Origin of the sequence: Arthrobacter rhizosphaerae, assembly GCF_023062595.1 — a bacterium.
Lineage (GTDB): Bacteria > Actinomycetota > Actinomycetes > Actinomycetales > Micrococcaceae > Arthrobacter > Arthrobacter rhizosphaerae.
In genome coordinates this window covers 234,360-255,929 of record NZ_JALLAN010000007.1, presented here as the reverse complement: position 1 = coordinate 255,929, position 21,570 = coordinate 234,360, and the positions used below count along the sequence as shown (strand labels likewise).

At 62.1% G+C, this 21,570-nt stretch carries 18 protein-coding genes; 12 read left to right on the top strand and 6 right to left on the bottom strand.

All coding sequences use genetic code 11. From position 1 onward, the window contains the following. Nucleotides 1-4: 4 nt before the first annotated feature. Both purE and MU551_RS12025 read right to left on the bottom strand, forming a co-directional pair. Complete coding sequence (gene purE, locus MU551_RS12030; protein ID WP_247044434.1) at nucleotides 5-592, bottom strand: 5-(carboxyamino)imidazole ribonucleotide mutase; 588 nt, start codon at nucleotides 590-592, stop codon at nucleotides 5-7. Continuing rightward, nucleotides 589-1,785, bottom strand: coding sequence for a 5-(carboxyamino)imidazole ribonucleotide synthase (locus MU551_RS12025; RefSeq protein ID WP_308198303.1), 1,197 nt, complete (start codon nucleotides 1,783-1,785; stop codon nucleotides 589-591). Before MU551_RS12025 ends, purE begins: the two co-directional genes overlap by 4 nt. A 182-nt stretch (nucleotides 1,786-1,967) precedes the next feature. Here MU551_RS12025 and MU551_RS12020 point away from each other — a divergent pair, with 182 nt between their 5' ends. After that, nucleotides 1,968-2,564 carry a GtrA family protein gene (locus MU551_RS12020; RefSeq protein ID WP_247044432.1) on the top strand — a complete coding sequence of 199 codons (597 nt, stop codon included), beginning with the start codon at nucleotides 1,968-1,970 and terminating at the stop codon, nucleotides 2,562-2,564. Between the two features lie 32 nt (nucleotides 2,565-2,596). Here MU551_RS12020 and MU551_RS12015 read toward each other — a convergent pair whose 3' ends face one another. Beyond that, a complete protein-coding gene (locus tag MU551_RS12015) occupies nucleotides 2,597-3,301 on the bottom strand; it encodes a TIGR03089 family protein (protein ID WP_247044431.1) in 705 nt (234 codons plus the stop codon). Nucleotides 3,302-3,726: 425 nt separating this feature from the next. On the opposite strand from MU551_RS12015, the gene MU551_RS12010 reads away from it, so the two are divergent. Genes MU551_RS12010 through MU551_RS12000 form a run of 3 tightly spaced genes read left to right on the top strand, consistent with a single transcriptional unit; the run spans nucleotide 3,727 to nucleotide 9,372 of the window. Then, nucleotides 3,727-4,272: a WhiB family transcriptional regulator gene (locus tag MU551_RS12010; RefSeq protein ID WP_247044429.1), complete on the top strand. Its 546-nt coding sequence runs from the start codon at nucleotides 3,727-3,729 to the stop codon at nucleotides 4,270-4,272. A gap of 29 nt (nucleotides 4,273-4,301) precedes the next feature. After that, nucleotides 4,302-7,619: a glycosyltransferase gene (locus MU551_RS12005; RefSeq protein ID WP_247044427.1), complete on the top strand. Its 3,318-nt coding sequence runs from the start codon at nucleotides 4,302-4,304 to the stop codon at nucleotides 7,617-7,619. Next, nucleotides 7,612-9,372: a DUF5719 family protein gene (locus MU551_RS12000; RefSeq protein ID WP_247044422.1), complete on the top strand. Its 1,761-nt coding sequence runs from the start codon at nucleotides 7,612-7,614 to the stop codon at nucleotides 9,370-9,372. Before MU551_RS12005 ends, MU551_RS12000 begins: the two co-directional genes overlap by 8 nt. A 51-nt stretch (nucleotides 9,373-9,423) precedes the next feature. On the opposite strand, the gene MU551_RS11995 is transcribed toward MU551_RS12000, so the two are convergent. Further along, nucleotides 9,424-9,972: a metallopeptidase family protein gene (locus MU551_RS11995; RefSeq protein WP_247044419.1), complete on the bottom strand. Its 549-nt coding sequence runs from the start codon at nucleotides 9,970-9,972 to the stop codon at nucleotides 9,424-9,426. A 154-nt stretch (nucleotides 9,973-10,126) separates the two neighbouring features. On the opposite strand from MU551_RS11995, the gene MU551_RS11990 reads away from it, so the two are divergent. From MU551_RS11990 to MU551_RS11975, 4 genes are all read left to right on the top strand, one after another. After that, nucleotides 10,127-10,516, top strand: a complete 390-nt coding sequence (locus MU551_RS11990) for a DUF3499 domain-containing protein (protein WP_247044416.1) — start codon at nucleotides 10,127-10,129, stop codon at nucleotides 10,514-10,516. Nucleotides 10,517-10,596: 80 nt separating this feature from the next. After that, nucleotides 10,597-10,845: a Trm112 family protein gene (locus MU551_RS11985; RefSeq protein ID WP_247044414.1), complete on the top strand. Its 249-nt coding sequence runs from the start codon at nucleotides 10,597-10,599 to the stop codon at nucleotides 10,843-10,845. Between the two features lie 80 nt (nucleotides 10,846-10,925). Beyond that, nucleotides 10,926-12,413 carry an adenosylhomocysteinase gene (gene ahcY / locus MU551_RS11980; protein ID WP_247044412.1) on the top strand — a complete coding sequence of 496 codons (1,488 nt, stop codon included), beginning with the start codon at nucleotides 10,926-10,928 and terminating at the stop codon, nucleotides 12,411-12,413. A gap of 186 nt (nucleotides 12,414-12,599) precedes the next feature. Further along, the gene (locus tag MU551_RS11975) at nucleotides 12,600-13,832 is read left to right on the top strand and encodes a L,D-transpeptidase (protein ID WP_247044409.1); all 1,233 of its coding nucleotides are present in this window, start codon (nucleotides 12,600-12,602) and stop codon (nucleotides 13,830-13,832) included. A gap of 71 nt (nucleotides 13,833-13,903) precedes the next feature. Here MU551_RS11975 and MU551_RS11970 read toward each other — a convergent pair whose 3' ends face one another. Beyond that, nucleotides 13,904-14,713, bottom strand: coding sequence for an RDD family protein (locus tag MU551_RS11970; protein WP_247044407.1), 810 nt, complete (start codon nucleotides 14,711-14,713; stop codon nucleotides 13,904-13,906). A gap of 84 nt (nucleotides 14,714-14,797) precedes the next feature. Here MU551_RS11970 and MU551_RS11965 point away from each other — a divergent pair, with 84 nt between their 5' ends. Further along, nucleotides 14,798-15,793, top strand: a complete 996-nt coding sequence (locus MU551_RS11965) for a stage II sporulation protein M (protein ID WP_247044404.1) — start codon at nucleotides 14,798-14,800, stop codon at nucleotides 15,791-15,793. A 182-nt stretch (nucleotides 15,794-15,975) separates the two neighbouring features. Continuing rightward, nucleotides 15,976-17,199 (top strand): TIGR01906 family membrane protein, encoded by a 1,224-nt coding sequence (locus MU551_RS11960; protein ID WP_247044403.1) that lies wholly within the window; start codon nucleotides 15,976-15,978, stop codon nucleotides 17,197-17,199. 24 nt (nucleotides 17,200-17,223) lie between these two features. On the opposite strand, the gene MU551_RS11955 is transcribed toward MU551_RS11960, so the two are convergent. Then, nucleotides 17,224-18,942: a dolichyl-phosphate-mannose--protein mannosyltransferase gene (locus MU551_RS11955; protein WP_247044492.1), complete on the bottom strand. Its 1,719-nt coding sequence runs from the start codon at nucleotides 18,940-18,942 to the stop codon at nucleotides 17,224-17,226. Nucleotides 18,943-19,086: 144 nt separating this feature from the next. On the opposite strand from MU551_RS11955, the gene rsmI reads away from it, so the two are divergent. Both rsmI and MU551_RS11945 read left to right on the top strand, forming a co-directional pair. Further along, nucleotides 19,087-19,908 carry a 16S rRNA (cytidine(1402)-2'-O)-methyltransferase gene (rsmI, locus tag MU551_RS11950; protein ID WP_247044483.1) on the top strand — a complete coding sequence of 274 codons (822 nt, stop codon included), beginning with the start codon at nucleotides 19,087-19,089 and terminating at the stop codon, nucleotides 19,906-19,908. Nucleotides 19,909-20,048: 140 nt separating this feature from the next. Continuing rightward, nucleotides 20,049-21,548 carry an NAD-dependent succinate-semialdehyde dehydrogenase gene (locus MU551_RS11945; protein ID WP_247044401.1) on the top strand — a complete coding sequence of 500 codons (1,500 nt, stop codon included), beginning with the start codon at nucleotides 20,049-20,051 and terminating at the stop codon, nucleotides 21,546-21,548. Nucleotides 21,549-21,570 lie beyond the last annotated feature (22 nt).

Below are 21,570 nucleotides of genomic sequence, written 5' to 3'. Positions count from 1 at the left end.
CTCCCTAACGGCTGCCCCGGCGAATGACGTTTCCGTCGGAGAACACTTCGCCGGCTTTTTGGCGGAGGGCCTCGCCCTTGCGGGTGGCGACGTTATTGAGTTCCTGCGCGAATTCCAGTAGTTCACCTTGGAGGCGGCCGGCAAGTTCATCGGTTGCCGAAGCGAGCATCCGGACGGCAAGCAGTCCGGCATTTCGGGCCCCTGCGATGGAGACCGTCGCCACGGGTACTCCCGCAGGCATCTGCACTATGGAGAGCAGGGAATCCATGCCGTCCAGGGTTTTCAGCGGAACCGGGACGCCAATCACCGGCAAGGGGGTCACCGACGCCAACATCCCCGGGAGGTGCGCGGCGCCGCCTGCCCCTGCGATGATGACCCGCAAGCCGCGTTCATGGGCGGTTTGGCCATAACGGATCATTTCGAGAGGCATGCGGTGTGCCGAGACTACGTCCGCCTCAAAGGGTATTCCGAACTCGGCCAACGCTTCGGCCGCGGCTTCCATGACCGGCCAGTCAGAGTCGGAGCCCATAACCAGGCCCACGACAGGGACGGGCTGTGCTGTTCCGGCAGGGGCAGCCGATTCGCTGGTCATGAATTCTCCTCGGGAGTTGCAGTTGCCGACTGGGCAGGCCGCCGGCCATCGCGAATGGTGGCGGCGACCGTCGTCGCGCGTTTCCTAAGCGACTCAACATCAGCCGCCGAGGCGCTCACCAGGTTCACATGGCCGATCTTCCTGCCGGGACGCACCGCCTTGCCGTAACAATGCACCTTCGCTGCCGGCTCAACAGCGAGGGCCAGATGATAGGCCGAATACAGGTCCTGGTTTTCGCCGCCAAGAAAGTTCTTCATGACCGCCACGGCGCCAAGGACGTCGGTGGCGCCAAGGGGGAGATTGAGGACAGCACGGAGGTGCTGTTCGAACTGGCTGGTTACCGAGCCGTCCTGGGTCCAGTGGCCGGTGTTGTGCGGGCGCATGGCCAATTCGTTGATGAGGAAACCTGTGCCTACCCCCGGCGTCTCGAACATTTCCACAGCCATGACGCCGGTGACCCCGAGCTCATTGGCGATGCGAACCGCTGCCTCTTCGGCGGCCGCAGCGACATCGAGCGACATACCTTGGGCAGGGGCAATGACCTCGTCACACACTCCGTCCACCTGTACCGTGTGCACCACTGGCCAGGCCCGGGATTCACCGTCCGGAGTCCGGGCGACGAGAGCCGAGAGTTCCCTGCTGAAATCAACCTTGGCTTCGGCGAGGAGGGGGTTCATAGCGTCGAACCAATCGCCGGCGGCAGCTGCTTCATCCGGTGTTGCGATAATCCGCACACCCTTGCCGTCGTAGCCGCCCCTGGGCATCTTCAGGACTACAGGCCAGCCGGTTTGGTTGCCGAATTCGGTGAGTTCCCCGACGTCATGCACGGCGGCCCACGCCGGGTTCGGGAGTTCCAGGCGGTCGATAGCAGCACGCATGACCAGCTTGTCCTGGGCATTGACCAAGGCGTCCGGGCCGGGTTGAACGTTGACCCCCGCCGCAAGGAGGGCCCGGAGATGCTCTGTGGGTACGTGCTCGTGATCGAAAGTCATCACGTCAAGGCCGCGGGAGAACTCCAGGAGGGCGTCCAGATCCTTATAGTCGCCCACGGGAGCGGTGGGTACCGCGGAGACAGCTGAAACGTCGTCCCCTTCCGCCAGAACGCGGAGTTCGAAGCCGAGGGCTGTAGCTGCAGGAGCCATCATGCGCGCTAATTGGCCGCCGCCAACTACGCCGATTACTGGAAAAGTCACATGTGCCAGCCTACAGAACAGGGGAGCGGTTGCGGACTTCCACCCCGCCTGGAACGTGTTTTGCGCCTCATTCGTCCGCGCCTTGCGCGTAAAAGGAGGAGATTCGGAGTTGTCTCCCAGCCTCCCGGGCTAAAATGGACTCTCGGCCCAGTGGCCTAATTCTCATTCAGCCATGGAGGGTCATGTTTTACACACTTGCAGAGCGTATCCGGGGGCTTGCCTCACTCTTCTGGCGCGAGGTTGCCAAATTCGGTGCTGTGGGCGGTGTGGCATTCGTCATCGACAACGGACTCACGTACTACCTCATGCACGGGCCGATGATCGACAGCAATGCAAAGGCGCGGCTGGTTGGAGCCACAGTCGCCACCATCTTCTCGTGGATTGCGAACCGGCTATGGACGTTCCGCCACCGTCGGCAGGACAACGTGACACGCGAGTTCATAATGTTCGCTCTCATCAACGGCATCGGCATCGGGATTTCCACCGGGCTGACGGCCGCGGCCCAGTACGGATTGAACATCACGGATAAGAACCTCGTCTTCCTCGCAGGAGTCTTCGGCATTCTCGTGGCGACAGTGGTGAGGTTCTTCGCCTACCGCTTCCTTGTCTTCAACAAGGAACTGGATGAAGAGCCGGAGTTCTCCCACGACCACGAGCTGATCGAACTGCACCCGCATGCCCATGAGAAGGAAGCGGTCACTGTCCCGGGGGGCGATGCTTCGGAAGCGGGCGTCCAAAAGGCAGTCAAGGATCCCGACGGGCCAGGAAAGGGCCTCTAGCCGCTGTCCTTAGGGCAGCTTTGTCAGCTGCCTCAGCTGCCTTGGACGCGCTCGTTGGCGAGGAGCTTGTCCGTAATTTCCACATCGGGGTGCACCAGAACGACGGACCCGTCCTGCTGCCAGGCTCCCAAGGACTGCACCAGGACCTGCTCCAGCCCCTCGCCGGCTTTCACCAGGAGCCGGGCTCCGTTTTGATGCCCAATGGCGAAGCCGTCGAGCAGGTCAGCGTGCCGGTAGGTGGTTCCATCCGACGACGTGACGGCGGGGTGGGCAGGGTCCGGGTCTGCGTGGGGCATAAAAACGTCCCTGTGGGAGCGGACCTCCGCAGCGTAGTCTACGACGCCGGGGGGCAGTTCCCCGGGCCACCGCATGGCTAATGCCGGCAGCGGAACGGCTATGACGGCGTCGTATCGGGCGGAACCTCGTGAGGCTTCGGGCTCACCGGTGGCCAGGAGGTCCGCTTCACCGTCACCTAAGACTGTGGTCATCCCCAACTGCCACGCGGCCAAGGCCAGAATTACCGATTTCCAGTGCGGGGGAAGGTCCAGCCTGAGCCGGGAGCCGGGGCCGGCATCAAGCTCGTCCTGGAGCAAATTGCTGGTTTTGGCCACCCAGTTATCCAGCACCCGGCCGGAGAGCTCGACGCGTTCTGAGTCAGGCCCGTACCAGGTAAGCCGCGGTGAGGTGGAGTGTCCGGAACGAAGGGTTGTCATCAGTTCAGTCGCCGGGATGCTCATGGTTCCCATCTTGCCACGACCCCTCACGCCGTTGAACCGGACCCTTAATTGCGTTGAACGGGAAGGGTTAGGGGCGCTGAACCGGAAGACTGGACGCATGCTGTGTGATCTCCGACACATTCAACTTAGTAACGTTGCTGGTGTTATTTAACCGTGACCGCAACTTTCCCGGGATCTCGGCAAATGCCTTCAAAACAAGTCAGCATGCTGTCAAAATCCTTGCTGCTGCGCGGTCCAGGCGGAAAATTCCCGGGCGTGGCGCGGCACCGAATTATGTCTTGCGTTGATTATTATCCCGGACGCCGCTTGACGCACTGCTACTTACACACGTGTAATTAGTTATCGAAAGCCCTTGTTCGACTACATGGCACACAACCGAGTGCCACAGTATGCAGGCAAGGGCGGCAACATCAGGAAGGGACGCCATGGGGCAAGCTGAGCGTATCCAGGAAGATGCCGTCGTCGCCGGTCAGGCAACGGCAAAATACCGTTCAAGGGGGGTACCAAGTGACTGGTACGTAGATCCGGCAGACCCGGATGCTGCGGAACGGTACGACCAAAGCACGAAGGATTCATTGCAAGACCAGGCCACAGCATTTTTGGCCGCACACGAGGCACTTCTGGAGGGGACCCAGGAGCAGGACGACGATCCCCTTGATCCGCCTATGGAGCTGCAGACGCTCCATTCGGGAACCACCACCCAGCCCGTCTGGATCGGCCTCCCCATTGAGCAAGGCTTCGATGACGAAGGCGAACTCGGATGGCAGACCGATGCGCTGTGTGCACAAACCGATCCGGAGGCTTTCTTTCCTGAAAAGGGCGGATCGACCCGCGACGCTAAAAAGGTCTGCGGAGCATGCAACGTGCGCTCCCAGTGCCTGGAATATGCGTTGGCGAACGACGAAAGGTTCGGCATCTGGGGAGGCCTCTCTGAGCGTGAGCGTCGTCGGCTGAGAAAGCGAGCGGTCTGATTCATCAGGACGTACTGGTCACGGCCGTTGTGGTCTCCCACAACGGCAGTGGCTATCTCCCCCGGACACTGGCTGCCCTGGCGCAGCAGACCCGGCCCGTTGATGCCTTCATTGGCGTAGACACCGGGTCCCGCGACAATTCGGCAGCGCTTCTGGAAGAATCTTTCGGTCCGGCGAATGTTGTTTCCTTCAACGGTACAAAAACCGGTATGGGAGGTGCCGTTCGCGCCGGCCTGGCGGCCAGATCGCCGTGGAATCCGGAGAGCCAGCAGGCCAGTGAATGGATTTGGCTGGTTCACGACGACGCCGCACCCCATCCGGCCGCCCTTGCTGAACTGTTGCACGCCGTCGAACGTGCACCCTCGGTGACGGTGGCCGGGTGTAAGCAATTGGACTGGGACGCGGGGCGCCGGCTCATTGACGTCGGACTTTCCACCAGCCGCTGGGGTGAGCGGTTGACCCTGATTGAGGTTGATGAACTCGATCAGGGCCAATACGACGGCAGGACCGACACCTTCGCCGTCAACTCAGCCGGAATGCTGGTGCGCCGTGACGTCTGGGAGGACCTTAAGGGCTTCGACCCGGCCCTTCCTGGAACAGGCGACGACGTTGACTTCTGTTGGCGTAACAGGCTTGCCGGCCACCGGGTGGTGGTTGTGCCTTCTGCGAAGGTCTTCCACGTGTCCCACCGCCCGCATGCCCTGGGTAACGCCGCGGCGGCAAGAAAGGCCCAGGTTTACCTGCGGCTCAAGCATTCACCATTGTGGAAGGTCCCGGGGCACGCCATTGGTGCCTTGCTGGGCAGCCTGTTCAAGTTGCTGCTGAGCATTGCAGTGAAGGACCCCGGACACGGGTTCTCCCAACTGCTCGCCACACTGGTTTCACTAAGCCGACCGGACGCTGTGTTTCGGGGCCGGCGGGATGCTGCACGTACCAGGCGCATCCGGCGCTCTGTCATCAAGGGCCTCCAGACACCGCGCCGCGAGGTATGGTCGCATCGGCGTTCGCTAATAGAAGCAATTGGCTCCCACGATTCCGACGACTCACTCTCCAACGATCCCCTGGACGAGCAGCCAAGCGGAGACTCAAGTGATGACTTTGCCGCACTGACCACCACAAAACGGGGGTGGGTGGGAAACGGCGCCTTGGCGGCGGTCATCCTTGCCGCCGTCGCTTCAGTGATGGGGCTCCTGACCCTGTTCCAGGCCGCAGCTGTTTCGGGTGGAGCCCTTCTGCCCGTTTCGTCCGGCCTTGCCGAGGTTTGGCACCATGCTTCGAGCTGGTGGATAGGACTGGGCGCCGGCGTATCCGGTCACGGTGACCCCTTCGCCTTCCTTTTGTGGGTTATCAGCGTTTTGGGCGGTGGTAACGGCAACGTCGTTGTCACCTGGCTGGTTTTCCTGGCAATGCCGCTTTCGGGCCTCGCAGCCTGGTTCGCTTCTGGAGGAATCACCGTACGCCGAAGGATTCGATTCATCGCGGCGCTGCTCTGGGCGGGAGCCCCGGCCCTGCAGGTTGCCCTGAATCAAGGACGTCTGGGCGCCCTTCTGGCACACGTAATGCTGCCTTTGCTGGTGCTTGCGCTGCTTCGTGCCACCGGCACCGCAATCGGCCATGGCCGGTTCAGCGTGCCTACAGAGGGGGAGCGGCGATTCCATGAAACTCCGCCCACCAAGGCCGGAATCAATGGAACTCCCTCATGGACGGCGGCTGCCGCGGCGGGGCTCGCACTGGCTTTCGTTACTGCCGCTGCACCGTCCCTGTTGTTGCCTTCATTCGCGGTAATTGTCCTGCTGGGCATCATGTTGCGCCGCCGCGGCCGGACCATTTGGTGGGCCCTGCTGCCGAGTGCCGTCCTCTTTATTCCTTTCGGGCTCTCTGTGCTGGACCGTCCCCGCGCTCTGTTGGCTGACCCGGGACTTCCCCTCGCGTTTGATGCTGCCCCTTTGTGGCAACAAGTACTGGGCCAGCCGCTGGAGTTTGACGTCTTCGGCGGTTTGTCGGGTCTTCCTGTCTTCTCCGGGTACACCGTTCCATGGGCGCTGCTGGTGGCTGTTCTTGTTGGCCTGCCCACCTTGTTGCTGGCCGTGGCAGCCCTCTTTGTGCCTGCTCGGGGCGCTGCCACAGCCCGAACCTTGTGGGTGGCTGCACTGATCATCCTTGCGGGAGGATGGCTGGCTGGGCATGTTGCCACTGGGGAATCAACAGACATCCTTGTCACACCTTTTACGGGACCGTTTGTTTCGGCCGCCTCCATTGCGTTGCTGGGGGCAGCGGTCATCGGAGCGGAGAGGCTGCTGGTCGGCTCAGAAAAAGTCACAGGTTCGCGGGGCCGGCGCGTTGCCACCCGTTCGCTGGCCGTTCTGACCGCCGTTATGCTCCTCGCCGGTCCACTCGCCGGTCTCTCCGCATGGACGGCGCAGAACTTTGTTCCCCGGGCAGCCGGACAAGACGATCCAGGGAATGGCCCACCGCTGGGGACTCCAATGCTGATAGCAGCCACCCAACCCCGGATACTGCCCGCAACTGCCATCGACCGGGGTGTCGGACCAGAGCAGACCCGGACCCTCCTGATCAGTACTCAGGAGGATGGCTCCTTCGATGCCACCCTGATGCGCGGCGCGGGGACCACCCTTGACGACCTTTCCGCCATCGCAGCCTCCCGCAACATCATGGGTGAACCTGGCGAGGAAACGGTCAGGGAAGACGACGCCGCTACCGCGTCCCTCCGCAAAGCGGTAGCAACCATAGTTGCTGCTCAAGGCGTGGATCCCCGGCCTGAGCTGGAGCAGTTGGGCGTGGGCTTTGTGGTTCTGCGCGCTGCCGACACCGCCGCGCAACTCACGGCCAGCAGAATGGATGCCGTTCCTGGTCTTGTCACTGTAGGCCAGACCGATGTTGGGTGGTTGTGGCGGATCAGCCCTCTGAACCAGCCGGTCGTTGATGCCGCCGACATCGCCCACCGGGTCCGCATAGTTGACGCAAAGGGCGCAACCGTGGCGATGGTGCCCTCCGGTCTTGAGTCCGTCGACGTTCCGGTACCTGGCGGCGAGGAAGGACGACTGGTTGTCCTCGCGGAGCGCGCCGATGCCGGATGGAGCGCTTGGCTGGACGGACGACGCCTGACGTCAACCACCTCCGACTGGGCACAGGCCTTTACTCTGCCTCAACAGGGTGGGCAACTCACCATCCGCTATGAGAATCCGTGGGCGTTCCCTTCAGGACTGGCCCAGGCGATTGTGATTGGACTGACGATAATTCTTGCCATTCCCGTACCCGCTCGCAGGCTCAATTCCGGCCTTTCACGGGATGAAGGCTCGCTGCGTAAGGAACACCAGAATGCATAAGGATGACGACGGCGGCGTGTCGCCCTCAGAATCGGCGGCGGTTCCGCCACTGCCGCCCAAGCCAGACAGTGAACCAAGCATCAAACCGGCGCCGCACAGCAAGGCTGCCCCGTCTGGAAAGGCACCCCGGAAACCCGGCAAGCCCATGGAGAAAGCAGCTAAGGGCGCCAAGGGGTTCAGGCTAAAAGGCCCGGGCAGTGCTGTGAAACGTGTCCTGTCGGCGGCGGGTATTCTGGCCTGTGCTGCCGGCATGGTCACGGCAGCGTCCTTAGTTCCTTCCGCGTCGGGGAGCAGGCACATCGACGCACCGCTCTCGGCGGTACCGGCGGGAAGCAAGGTGGAAATCTGTCCCGGCCCCGCCCGCCTTCTTGAAGGCACTCCGGTGGGAACCGATCCTCAATTCAGCCCCGAATCCGGCACGGCCAACAGCCAGGTAGACGCTGCCGTGTTGAGCACCAGCGCCGGAAAGGTTCCGATAAGCCGATTGGCAGCCCTCGATGGAAAAACCCTGACGGAGGTCTCGAAAGATGCCGAGGGTGCGCTGGCGCAAACGGGTCCGGCAGCTCTTACGGCCGGCGTTGTGTCCCAGCGCGATGTCGATGCGGTCAGTGTGCTGAGCGCCGATGCGCTCAACAACCAGCAGGCGACCGCCAGCGCTGTCATGAGTTACACAGCTACCGACGGAGACCTTCGCGGGTCCGCCGCTGCGGCCTGCCAGGAGCCGGCCAACGATTTGTGGCTGGTGGGGGCAAATACCTCGGTGGGCAGGACAGCGGTCCTGAACCTGAGCAATGCTTCCAGCACTCCGGCAACCGTCAGCCTGGATCTGTTTGGCAAGGCAGGGCAAATCCAGGCCCCGGGAAGCCGTGGTCTGCTGGTTCCCCCGGGTAGCACCCGTGCCATCGTCCTGGCAGGACTTGCCGCCGAGCAGGACAGGCTCGGCGTCCACGTCCGCAGTGTGGGCGGACCTGTCACTGCGGTAATCCAGCAAAGCGTACTGCGTGGATTGACCCCCGGCGGTGTGGACTTCATCGCGCCAGGAGCACCACCGTCGGTGCGTCAGGTGGTGTCGGGAGTGTCCATTCAGGAGGCAGCCGACATCAAGTCCCAAACGTCAAAGGCGGGCTATGCCGATGCCGGACCAGCCCTTCAGTTGGCCGTTCCAGGGCCGGTGGACGCTGTGGTGGAGGTCAAGCTGTTTGGGCGAGACGGCCAAAAAGCCCTGCCAAACGGTGGTGTGGTGACCGCGAAAGCCGGTTCAGTGACTGAGATTTCCCTCGCCGGAGTGCCGGCCGGGCAGTACATGGTGTCAGCCACCTCCGATGTCACCTTTGCCGCTGCGGCACGCGTAACCCGCGGAACCAAATCGGGCGAGGCATCCGACGTCGCCTGGTCACCGGCTTCAGCCAGGCTTGGCAGCGAACACGTGGTGCCGATCCCTCGCACCGGGAAGCGGACTCTCGTGTTCGGAGCACCGGAGGACCGGGCCAAGATCACTTACACGCCCATCACCGAGGACGGAAAGATCCGCGCAGCCGGCACCGCTGATATTGCAGGGGGCACGACGGCGAGCATCGACGTTCCTGAGAAAGTGGACGGAGCCGCGGTGCTGGGTTACGTCATCTCCGCTTCGGGTGACCCCGCCTACGGCGCTGTCCTGCTGGGCAAGGAGGACCGCAGTGACGTCTCTGTCGTGGCTTTTGCGCCCGGTCCGGCCGGGCAAGAAGAAGTCCCGGTGACCCTGGGCTACTGATATTGCGCTGGCTATTGATGCTGCGCTGGCTGGCTTCGGGAATCTGCAGACTCAGTACCGCCGCCGGTAAACGGGGTCCAGTGTCTCGGGTGCCACGCCAAGCATTTCTGCCGTGTGCTCCACTACAACATCGTGGACAAGGTCCTGCAGCTCTTCCCTGCTGCTGCAGGCCTGCTCCACAACGCGGCGGTAGAGAGTGATCACGGGCCCTTCATCCGCAGTGGCGGGTTCATAGGAGCCCATGGGAGCGGGGGCGGAATCGGCCACGAGCTGTTCGAGCCCTGGCGGGATTTCATCCACGGCAAAGCGGACGCCGTCGAGCAGCTTTCCCCAGATGTCATGCAGACGCTGGGCTGAATCGAGGACCAGCTCATCAAAGTGCTCGGAGCGGGTACGGTAACCGGGCAGTGTCGGAAGCATCAGTTCCCCGCGGAGGCCCCGCCCGTGCCGGTTCCTGCGCCGCTGCCGGAAGCCCTTGCGGCCAGCGGCTTGGCCCTTTAGGCCAGTTGCGCTGAAATCCTGAGGGCTGGCGTCCTGAGGGCTGGCGGCCTGGTCAGCCAACCGGACCGTAAAAGCCGGATCGTGGTTCGATGACTGCATACACTGACTGTAAACCCGCGGAATGAAATTCGCGACAAAAACGTCCCAGCCACGGCCACCGGTTTCATCTTGTGTGATGGCTTGTCCGGCACGGCGTCAGTCGCGGCGTCGCAATGCACGAAGCCGGGCTGCAGGGGGAGTAGTCTGTGATGTCGTGGGTGCAATTCGTCAATGTTCAAGATCAGCCTGCCGCCAGTCCGCGGTGGCCACTTTGACGTACGTCTATGCAGACTCAACCGCTGTCCTGGGTCCTCTGGCCACTTACGCTGAGCCGCATTGTTACGATCTTTGCGAGCAGCACGCCGGATCTTTGACCGTTCCGCGCGGCTGGGAAGTACTGAGACTGGCTATGCCCACGCATCCGCCGCAGCCGGGCCCCGATGACCTCTTGGCGCTGGCACACGCCGTTAGGGAGGCGGCGTCCCGTCCTTCGGATAAGGAACCGTCAACCGGCCACCGTGCATCCCCCGGCGTCCTCGAAGCTCCCACGCCCACCGAGGGCACCCGCCGGGGACATTTGCGAATCCTGCGCGAACCCTCCTGAGGGCAACTGGCGGTAGGCTTGAAGCTGCAAATCCGTCAGCTAACGGCGCCCCGCTGCGGCGCCCGCCAGGAGCATCCACCATGCCAAAGATCAGTGCTGAACTGCTGTCTGTCCTGCGTTGCCCCGTCACGGGATCTTCACTTGTACAAGACGGCGATGAACTCGTGTCAACGATGCCAGGGGAAACTGGGGAGATGCTCCGCTATCCCATCGAGGATGGCATCCCGCTGCTCTTGCCGCCCGAACTCCTGCCGGCCGCGACTTCCGCACCATCGGATCAGCACGACGCCGTCCTTCCGCCGGCCACCGATCAGCCAGTCGAGCATTAACAGAACGCCTTGCTTCCTCGCCTCGGCCGGCAAGCCACACTTATTCCAGTACATCTCTCCGGCTTTACCAAAGGATCCACATGACTCTCGACTACAAGGTTGCTGATATCTCCCTCGCGGAGGCTGGGCGGCACCAAATACGCCTGGCGGAACACGAAATGCCCGGGCTCATGTCCCTGCGTGCAGAATTCGGTCCCACTCAGCCCCTCAAGGGCGCCAGGATCGCCGGTTCGCTGCACATGACGGTCCAGACTGCGGTACTGATCGAAACGCTGACGGCGCTGGGTGCAGAGGTCCGCTGGGCCTCCTGCAACATCTTCTCCACACAGGACGAGGCCGCTGCGGCGGTCGTCGTGGGCAAGGGGACCGAGGATGATCCCCAAGGCGTCCCTGTATTCGCTTGGAAGGGTGAAACCCTCGAGGAGTACTGGTGGACCGCTGAACAGATTCTCACGTGGCCAGGCGCGGAGTCCGATCCGGAGCTGGGACCGAACATGATTCTCGACGACGGCGGCGACGCAACGTTGCTGCTGCACCGCGGTGTGGAGTTTGAGGCAGCCGGAGCAGTTCCGTCGGCTGGCGCGGACGATCCTGAGGAATACGTGATTGTCCTGGACCTGCTCAAGAGGACCCTGGCCGAGGATCCGCAGAAGTGGACCAGGATGGCTGCCCGGATCCATGGCGTCAGCGAAGAGACCACCACCGGGGTCCACCGCCTCTATCAGCTGGCGGAGCAGGGGAAGCTGTTGTTCCCGGCCATCAACGTCAACGACTCGGTTACCAAGAGCAAGTTCGACAACAAGTACGGCATCCGCCACTCGCTCCCGGACGGACTCAACCGGGCTACCGATGTCCTCATAGGTGGCAAGGTCGCCGTCGTCTGCGGTTATGGTGACGTCGGCAAGGGTGCCGCGGAAGCGCTCCGCGGCCAGGGGGCCCGTGTCATTGTCACCGAGATCGACCCCATCTGCGCCCTTCAGGCTGCAATGGACGGCTACCAGGTGGCCAAGCTTGAATCTGTGTTGGCGCAGGGCGACATCTTCATCACCACCACGGGCAACAAGGACGTCATCATGGCCGAGCACATGGCGGGCATGAAGAACAAGGCCATAGTGGGCAATATCGGCCACTTCGACAACGAAATCGATATGGCCGGACTGGCCCGGATTCCCGGCATCCGCAAAGTTGAAATCAAGCCCCAGGTCCACGAGTGGGTCTTCGCTGATGATGCTTCAGAGGAACAGAAAGCCCGATCCATCATTGTCTTGTCCGAAGGCAGGCTCCTTAATCTGGGCAACGCGACCGGCCACCCGTCTTTTGTCATGAGCAACTCCTTCGCGAACCAGACGATCGCCCAGATCGAGCTCTTCACGAAGAAAGACCAGCCCGAGGGGCACAGAGAATACGAAAACCAGGTTTACGTACTCCCCAAGATCCTTGACGAAAAGGTGGCCCGGCTCCACCTTGACGCCCTGGGAGTGGAACTGACGGAGCTCTCGAAGGACCAGGCCGAGTACCTGGACATCGACGTCGCAGGTCCTTACAAACCTGAGCACTACCGCTACTGAGTTCAGTTTCGGCAATGGCCCCGGACCGACCCGGGGCCGTTGCCGGTTAAGGCGACACTGGGGGCCGTCGTCGCCTTTTGGTCTTGAGCGGTTTTGGCGTGGGATAAAATTGGTTAGTCGGCAGTGCACGCTGAACAGATTAACGGGGGCTGACTATCGGCTGTCGGGGGACACGGAGAATTTGGCATGACTGAGATCAGCAACCGGAAGACCGGGAAAATCATTGCTGTCGTGGCGATGTGTGCGGCTGTTGCCGCCGGCGGAATAGGCGTTGCGACGGCTCCCAGCTGGGCCGGGCAGGCTATTGCGTCCGAATCCGCCAGTCCGGTCCGCAACACTCCCGGCCTTGCTGCTCCTGTGGTGAAGGCTGTTGAACTGGGCGTAACTCCCACTGACGGCGCGCAAGGCGTCAACCCTGCTGCGGCGCCTTCCGTGAAGGCCATCAACGGGCAGGTGAAGGATGTGGTCCTCGTCCCGGCCGAGGGCGGCACGCCTCTTAAGGGTTCCGTGAGCGCCGACGGAACCACGTGGACCACCGTTGACCCCCTCACCTTCAACACCGCCTATAACTACAGTTTCACGATTGTTGATGAGGCTGGCCGCGAGACCAAAAAGACCCAGACTTTCACCACCGTAGCCAAGGCGAACGAAGCTGACGCTGCCGTGTATCCGCAGAACGGCGCCACTGTGGGCTCAGGCCAGCCCATTGAAATCGTGTTCAGTGAACCTGTCATCAACAAAGAAGCCGTGGAAAAGGCCGTCACTGTCAAGGCCTCCTCCGGACAGGCCGTGGCCTGGCACTGGTACTCGGACCAGCGTGTCCGCATCCGGCCCGAAACCTTCTGGGCCTCGAACAGCCAGGTCTCAGTGGACTTGAAACTGTTCGGTGTCGATTTCGGGAACGGAATGATCGGCAACTTTGACTCCACGGTTTCCTTCAGCACAGGGCCGCAGCGTCTCGCCGTCGTGGACGACATCACCAAAACCATGAAGGTCTACTTTGACGGCCAGCTGGTCAAAACTGCTCCCGTGACTTTGGGTGACCCGGAGTGGCTCTCGCCCACCGGGTACGCCGTCATCATGGAGCAGGAGCGCCACTCGAAGTTCAACGCAGGAAGCATCGGGCTCAAGCCCGGTGACAAGGGTTACTATCCACCGCTCACGGTGGAGTACGCCAACCGGCTGACATCATCGGGCGTCTATGTCCACCAGGCTCTTGAGTCTGCTTGGGGAGCTGTCGGCAGGTACAACGTGTCCCACGGCTGCGTGGGTCTCCTTCCGGCGGACGCGGCCTGGTTCTTCAACAACATGAAGAGCGGGGATGTTGTCCAGACACTCAACACTGGAGCACCGGCTGTGGAGCCGCTTGAAGGCTACGGCGACTGGAACATTCCCTGGGCGCAGTACGCCAAGCGCTGACCGCCGGTCACTGACTGCGGCTCTCCGAGCGCTCCCCGAGCGAGCTGGGGGCCGCCGCCAGGTCGTACTGACTATTTGTTGTCGCGAGCGTAGGGGAGCCGGTGCAGCCGTTGTCCGATCTTGTTGCTGCGTTCACGGGCCGTGACCAGACGGTTCATTTCCCGCTCCCGGCGCTCGGCAAGGACAGCCGCGAGATAGTCCTCCGGATATGTTCCGGGGGGAGGGGCCGGCGCCACATGCACTGCTATTTCCGTTGCGAGGGACGCAGCCATGCCTATGCGCGACGCCGGCGCCATTCTTCCTGCCTGGCGCATGAACTGGACTGCCCGGCGTGCTGAGCCATCGGGAATGCGGCCGATATCAGCAAAAGCCACCCAGGACCTCAGGTGAGGTGGAACAAACAAAGGCAGGGCCGGCTCGGCGGGTACTCTCCGACGCAAAGAATAGGTACCGGCAAGGACGTCACCGAGTCGTTTGGATTTGTCGTTGAACAGCGCGACGGCGATGGCCAGGCCGCCAAACGTCAGGTAGATCTCAATGAATCCCGTCAGTCCCCGAATGACGGCATGGCGGAAGCGGATGGCTCCGCCGTCGTCGCGCACTATCCGGAGTCCAGCCGCCAACTTACCCAGCGACAGACCGCGTGTCACGGTCTCGATAGCTACCGGAAGCATCACAAAGCAAAACACAACACTGACCAGAACGATGGCCCCCATTGCAGCTTCGTCGACTTCGTTCCAGAGGGAGGAGATCATGATGAGGATGAGAATGAACAGCACAATGTTGACCAGGACGTCGAGCAGCAATCCCAATGCGCGGGCCGCGAAGGACGCCGGACGCAACTCCAGGACGACTGCCTCACCCGTGATGATTGAACTCAAAGCCGGGCCCCATCCCTATTAGCAAATCCTGACTCAGCATGGATCCTGATGCTGACAGTCTATTGCGCAGGCTAGGGTGATCCCGTGGACATTGATGCGTTTTCTGCGGTCAACAGTGACAAATGGTCAAGGCTTCATGACCTTGCCTACAAACGCAGCCTAACCGGCCAGGAAGCAGACGAGCTTCTGCGCCTTTATCAGGTGACATCGTCGCATCTCTCCCTGCTCCGCTCGGTAGCCCCGGAGAGCGGGCTGTCCGCCTCGCTCTCCGCAACCCTCGCCCAGTCACGCACCCGATTCACCGGTGCACGTTCGAATTTTATGGACGACGTTGCGAAGTTCTTCGTGATTGCCCTTCCTGCAGCCTTCTATCGTCTTCGCTGGCTGACGCTGTGGTGCGGAATCGCGTTCTGCTTGGTCGCCGGTGCGTACGCCTGGTGGATCGGCTCCTCGCCTGAAGCCCTGCGGGCTGCTTTCGGCAGCGACGAGAGGGTGAGGCAGTACGTGGAGGAGGACTTCATCAACTACTACTCTGAGAATCCGGCTGCGTCTTTTGCCGGCGCCGTATGGACCAACAATGCCTGGATCTGTGCCCAGGCCGTGGCACTTGGTATTACGGGCTTCTGGGTGCCGATGATTCTCTTCATGAATGCCCAGGGCGTCGGGGCCGCTGCCGGCGTCTTTGCCGCCGTTGGCAAATCGGACGTGTTTTTCAGCTACATTCTTCCGCACGGGATGATGGAACTGACGGCGGTCTTCATAGCGGCCGCAGCCGGTCTCAAGATCTTCTGGGCATGGATCGCCCCCGGTCCCCGCACGCGGAGCCAAGCGGTGGCGCAGGAAGGCCGCTCACTGATCACGGTGGCCCTCGGGCTTGTCCTGGTCCTGTTTATTTCGGGGATCGTCGAAGGTTTTGTGACCCCCAGTTTCCTGCCGGTGTGGGCAAAGCTGGCAATCGGTGCTGCTGTACTGGCCGCCTACTGGGTTTACGCCCTTGTCCCAGGCAAGAGGGCTTACCTGTCCGGCGCACGCGGGGATCTCAACGATCAGGATGCCGGGTACTCCGAGATCACCGCGTGATCCTTCCAGTGACTGCGACCTTGAGCCGGGCGTAAGAACGTAATCGTTGCCGGAGCGTAATGGTTCCCGAAGGGGTGGCACCTCGCCGGGCAGAAGCCCCTGACGGTAGGCTCGTCTGGAGAGAAGTAGCGTTGCCGATTCCCCCGACAGGCAACGCGGAGCCCTACGGAAGCGATGCAGCAGTGACTGAAAAGACACCCACCCCTCCTAACCGCCAGGATCACCATTTTGATTCCTCCGCGGATTCCGACGAGCCCGCGTTCGACTGGATGAAGCCGGCACCGACAACGTCAACCGCGGCGTCCCCGGCACAGAAAACGCCGGCCCAGAAAACGCCGGCAACCGAAGATCAGGTAACTGCTGCCGGCGGCAGCGGAGCCATTTCCGGACCAAGCACCGGCGACGCCGTAACGGGCGGATTGCCCCAGGCGGGCAGCAGGGCCGATCGTAAGGCAGCTGAATCGGCGGCTGAGCCAGGAGCACCTTCCAGCGTTGCGACACCTGCCAACGGTGCAGCACCTGCCAGTGGTGTGACATCAGGCAAAGGGGCCCCTCCGACCAAGGCCGGCCCGCATTTCCGCGAACCCCTTCCCACTTCAGCTCTGCACGTCCGTCCTCCCGAGGACGAAGTGCAGCGCAGGAATGCGGAGCGGGAACTGGCGGCAAAGTCCAAGCCCGTGTTGCCTCGCGTCATGCAGGTGGCACTTGCCGTTTTCTACCCCGTTATTCTCCTGGTCCTGGCGGTACGCGCCGTCACCAGCCCGTTGTTCCTGTGGGTGGAGTACAACAGGCCCGGCTTCCCGGGCGACGGATACGGCTTCAGCACTGATGACCGGATGACGTACGGTTCCTATACCGTGGACTACCTCGGGAACTGGGCCGGTCCCCGGTATCTCGGCGAACTGGTGAACCGCAGCGGTGATCAGCTGTTCAAGGACGGCGAGGTCAGCCACATGGCCGACGTCAAACTCGTGATCCTGTCAGCCTTCGGCGCCGGGATTCTGCTGGTGCTGCTTAGCGTCATCGCCATCATCTACCTTCGCCGCCGCAGCACCGGGGGAGTGCGACGAGGATTCTTTGCAGGGTCGATTGTCACCCTGGTGATCATCATCGGTCTCGGCGTGCTGGCGTTTCTGGGCTGGGAACAGTTCTTCACCGAGTTCCACAGGATCTTCTTTGCGAGCGGATCCTGGACATTCGCACTGGAAGACACGCTCATTCGTTTGTTCCCCGGTCAGTTCTGGATAGACGCCGGGATTGTCATAGCGGCCCTCGTGCTGCTTACAGCAATCGTCACCATGGTGCTGACCTGGCCAACCCGCAAGCGCCGCGGACTGCTTCCTGACGATAAGCCCGCCACAAACGGAGTGGATGGCTTGGCAGGCACCGCTGAGTCCAAAGCCTAGAGGAGCAGAACCCCCGGTTGTCTCCTAGATCCAGGAGGGCATCCACATCCGGAACCGCCATTGCTCATAGGAAATGACCTCGGCGGTCCATACCGGATAGAAGAAGGCGGACAACAGCACCACACACATGAGGAACAACGCCACAAAATAAAGACCGGACCGCCTCCGCAGCAGGCTGTCAGTGCGCTTGCCGAGCGTCAGGCCCAGGCAATACACCAGGGCCAGAATCAGAAAAGGCTCAAATGACACGGCATAGAAAAAGAAAGTGGTGCGTTCGGGATAGAGGAACCAGGGAAGGTAGCCTGCAGTAATGCCGGCAAGGATTCCTCCTGCCCTCCAGTCCCTCCTCCCCATCCACCAGAAGAGCAGGATCACGACGGCGATCGCCGCACTCCACCAGATCAGCGGATTGCCCACGGAGAGCACGGCTGAGGTGCAATTTGGCCCATCACAGCCGGGCGTTCCGGCTTTGGGTGACTCGTAGAAGAAGGACGTGGGCCGTCCCATGACCAACCAGGTCCAGGGGCTGGCCTTGTATGGATGCTCCGAGCTCAGTCCCTGGTGGAATTTATAGGCTTCCAGATGATAGTGGGCCAATGACCGGGCCCAACCGGGCAGCCAGCCCCACTCGCCTGAAGGATGGGTGTCTGCCCAATGGCGGTAGTAGGCATCCTTGGAGAGCAGCCACCCCGTCCACGTCCCCAGATACACCACTGCTGCCACCGGGATGATCCCAAGGAAAGCAGGGATGCCGTCCTTGATAATGCCTCCGCTGATCCAGCCACGGATTCCGGCGATGCGCCGGGCATTGAGGTCCCAAAAAACCGTCAGCAGGCCGAAGGCCGCCAGGAAGAAGAGGGCTGACCATTTGGTGCCCACTGCCAGGCCGAGGCACACACCGGCGGCCACCCGCCACCAACGGACGCCCAGCCAGGGACCGGACAACAGCTGCAAGGTGGATGGCCTGCCGTCTTTGGAGGCTGCCGCCCGCTGTCCGAGCCGTAGCGCGAGCCGCCGTCTGCCGTCGTCGCGGTCCATCAGCAGGGCGCCGAAAGCGGCAAGGATCCAGAAACTCAGGAAGATATCCAGCAGCGAGGTCCGTGACATCACGAGGTGATGGCCATCCACTGCGAGCAGGATCCCCGCTACGGCACCCAACGTCAGTGAACGGAACAGCTTTTGGGCAATGAGGGCGATCAGGAAGACCGAAATTGTTCCGGTGAGGGCGGCCCCGAACCGCCAGCCGAATGCGTTGTCCGGACCAAACAGCCACATTCCTGCTGCAATCATCCATTTTCCGACCGGCGGATGGACCACATACTCGGGGGAGTCCAGCAGCACCCCTGGATTTCCGGCATTGAAGGAATCGTTGGCTTTGTCCGGCCAGCTCCGTTCATAGCCACTGATCAGGTACGAGTAACCATCTTTCACGTAATACGTCTCATCGAAGACCAGGCTCCGGGGAGAATCCAGGCGGACGAACCTCAGGATCCCGGCAATAGCGGCTGTCAGAGCGGGGATTAACCAGTACCAGAGGCGTAGCGACGGCGGGTAGTCCCGCCAGCTTTGGATCTCCCCGATCAGCCGTTGCCTCAAGGCGTCAGGGGTAAAGGCTTCCGAGGGCCGGGCGATCCAACGGTGACCTTCGAGGTTGCGGCCGCCGCCAGGGGGTGTTGTGGCTGTTGGAGCCGCGGGTTCGGCTTCGACGGGCTGCTGCAGGGAGGTCTGAGTCACCTGCCCCATGCTACCTTTGCCGCTGTACTCCTTTGCGGCAGTAGTCTGGTTGATGTGGATTCTCATCTCAGCACTTCTCCCCTCACCCCTGCGCCAACGGATGCTCCTGACGCAGCCAATGAACCGGGGAGCGGAGCCGGGGGCGTCGGCCGAATTGTACTGGCGGCCACACCCATCGGGAACGTCGGCGACGCATCCTCAAGGTTGATAGAGCTGCTGAGCACGGCCGACATCGTCGCGGCTGAGGATACCAGGCGCCTGCACCGTCTCGTCCAGAACCTGAACATCACCGTCGCCGGCCGGATTATCAGCTACCACGAGCACAACGAAGCCACTAAGACCGCGGAGCTTCTCGAGCACGTGAAGGCGGGCAAAACCCTGGTGATGGTGACGGATGCAGGCATGCCGTCAGTGTCGGATCCCGGCTTCCGCCTGGTGGAGGGCGCTGTGGCCGCAGGGCTCACCGTGACGGCTGTTCCTGGCCCGTCCGCCGTGTTGACGGCGCTGGCCCTGTCAGGATTGCCTACGGACAGGTTCTGCTTTGAAGGCTTTCTTCCCCGTAAGTCCGGGGAGCGCGCATCCCGTCTCGCCGAGCTCGACCAGGAACGCCGGACCATGGTCTTCTTCGAAGCTCCGCACCGGCTTGAGCCAATGCTCCGTGCCATGCATGAGCGGTTTGGTGCTGAACGGCAGGCAGCCGTCTGCCGTGAACTCACCAAGACGTATGAGGAGGTAATTCGCGGCAGCCTGCGCGAGTTGTTGGAGTGGGCGGAGACCCAGGAAGTCCGGGGCGAAATAGCCGTGGTAGTGGGCGGTGCACCCGAAAAAGCGCCCGGGCAGCCTGAAGATCACGTGGCTGCAGTCAACGAACTGATCTCTCAAGGTATCCGCCTCAAGGAAGCCGTAGCTGCCGTGGCTGAGGACGTCAGGGTCAGCAAACGTGAGCTTTATTCGGCGGTGTTAGCGGCTCGCTAGCTGCTGTGCAGCTGCACAGCAGCTTGTGCTTCGCGTAGTGCGCAATTTCGTAGACACTCCTGAGAACCGGGCAGTACGGTGGCAGTAATCCAGCTTCTGGCTGAACCCACCCGTACCCAACTGCTGACGAGGGAGTCATCGTGACTGTCACTGCACACCACACTGTAACCGCGGAGCGTGAGCGCGAGTTGCTGTCCTCTGTTCCGACTGGTCTTCTGATCAATGGCGAGTGGCGCCCCGCTGCTTCCGGGAAGACGTTCGACGTCGAGGATCCGTCCACGGGGAATACCCTCCTCAGCATCGCCGACGCCGGTCCCCAGGATGGCGCCGCCGCACTTGATGCCGCCGCCGCGGCCCAGGAGTCCTGGGCCAAGGTTCCTGCCCGTGAGCGTGGGGAAATTCTGCGCCGCGCCTTCGAGCTTGTAACGCAACGTGCCGATGACTTTGCCCTGCTGATGACCCTGGAGATGGGAAAGCCCCTGGCCGAAGCCCGCGGTGAGGTCACCTATGGTGCAGAATTCCTGCGCTGGTTCTCTGAGGAAGCAGTCCGGGCCTTTGGACGCTACTCTGTCTCACCGGACGGGAAATCCAGGCTCCTCGTCCAGAAGAAGCCGGTGGGGCCGTGCCTGCTGATCACGCCGTGGAATTTTCCGCTGGCGATGGCTACCCGAAAAGTCGCCCCGGCGGTCGCTGCCGGCTGCACCATGGTACTCAAATCGGCCAATCTCACTCCGCTTACCTCGCAGCTCTTCGCAGCCGTCATGATGGAGGCAGGGCTCCCGGCCGGCGTCCTTAACGTGATCCCCACTTCGACGGCGGGAGCCACCACCGGTCCACTGATCAAGGACACACGGCTGAGGAAGCTCTCTTTCACCGGCTCCACTGAGGTCGGCCGCCGTCTGCTCTCGGACGCGTCCGAGACCGTCCTCAGGACGTCCATGGAGCTCGGCGGAAATGCTCCTTTTGTAGTGTTCGGGGATGCCGACATCGACGCAGCAGTTGCGGGCGCCATGCTCGCCAAGCTTCGGAACATGGGCGAGGCCTGCACGGCGGCCAACCGTTTCATCGTGCACAAGTCAGTGGCTGACGAATTCGCGGAAAAGTTCGCGGCGAAAATGGCGGACATGACCACAGCGCGTGGAACCGAAGAGAACTCGAAGGTGGGCCCGCTCATCGACGCCAAGAGCAGGGACAAGGTACACGAACTTGTGTCTGACGCTGTTGCGTCCGGAGCCGTTACCGTAACAGGCGGCGCTCCGGTGGATGGACCCGGATATTTCTACCAGCCCACCATCCTCAAGGGCGTAACCGAGGGCACCCGGATCCTGTCAGAAGAGATCTTCGGACCGGTCGCGCCGATCATCACTTTCGACAGCGAAGATGAAGCCGTCCGTCTGGCCAACAACACGGAATACGGGCTGGTGGCCTACGTGTACACGAGGGACCTCAACCGCGGCATTCGGATGGGGGAACGACTTGAGACCGGAATGCTGGGCCTGAACGCCGGCGTCGTATCCAATGCCGCAGCTCCCTTTGGCGGCGTGAAGCAGTCCGGCCTCGGGCGTGAAGGCGGTCTCGAAGGCATCGAGGAATACCTCTACACCCAGTACATTGGCATTGCCGACCCATACGCGGGATAGCTCTCCTGATCCGGCTTCGAGT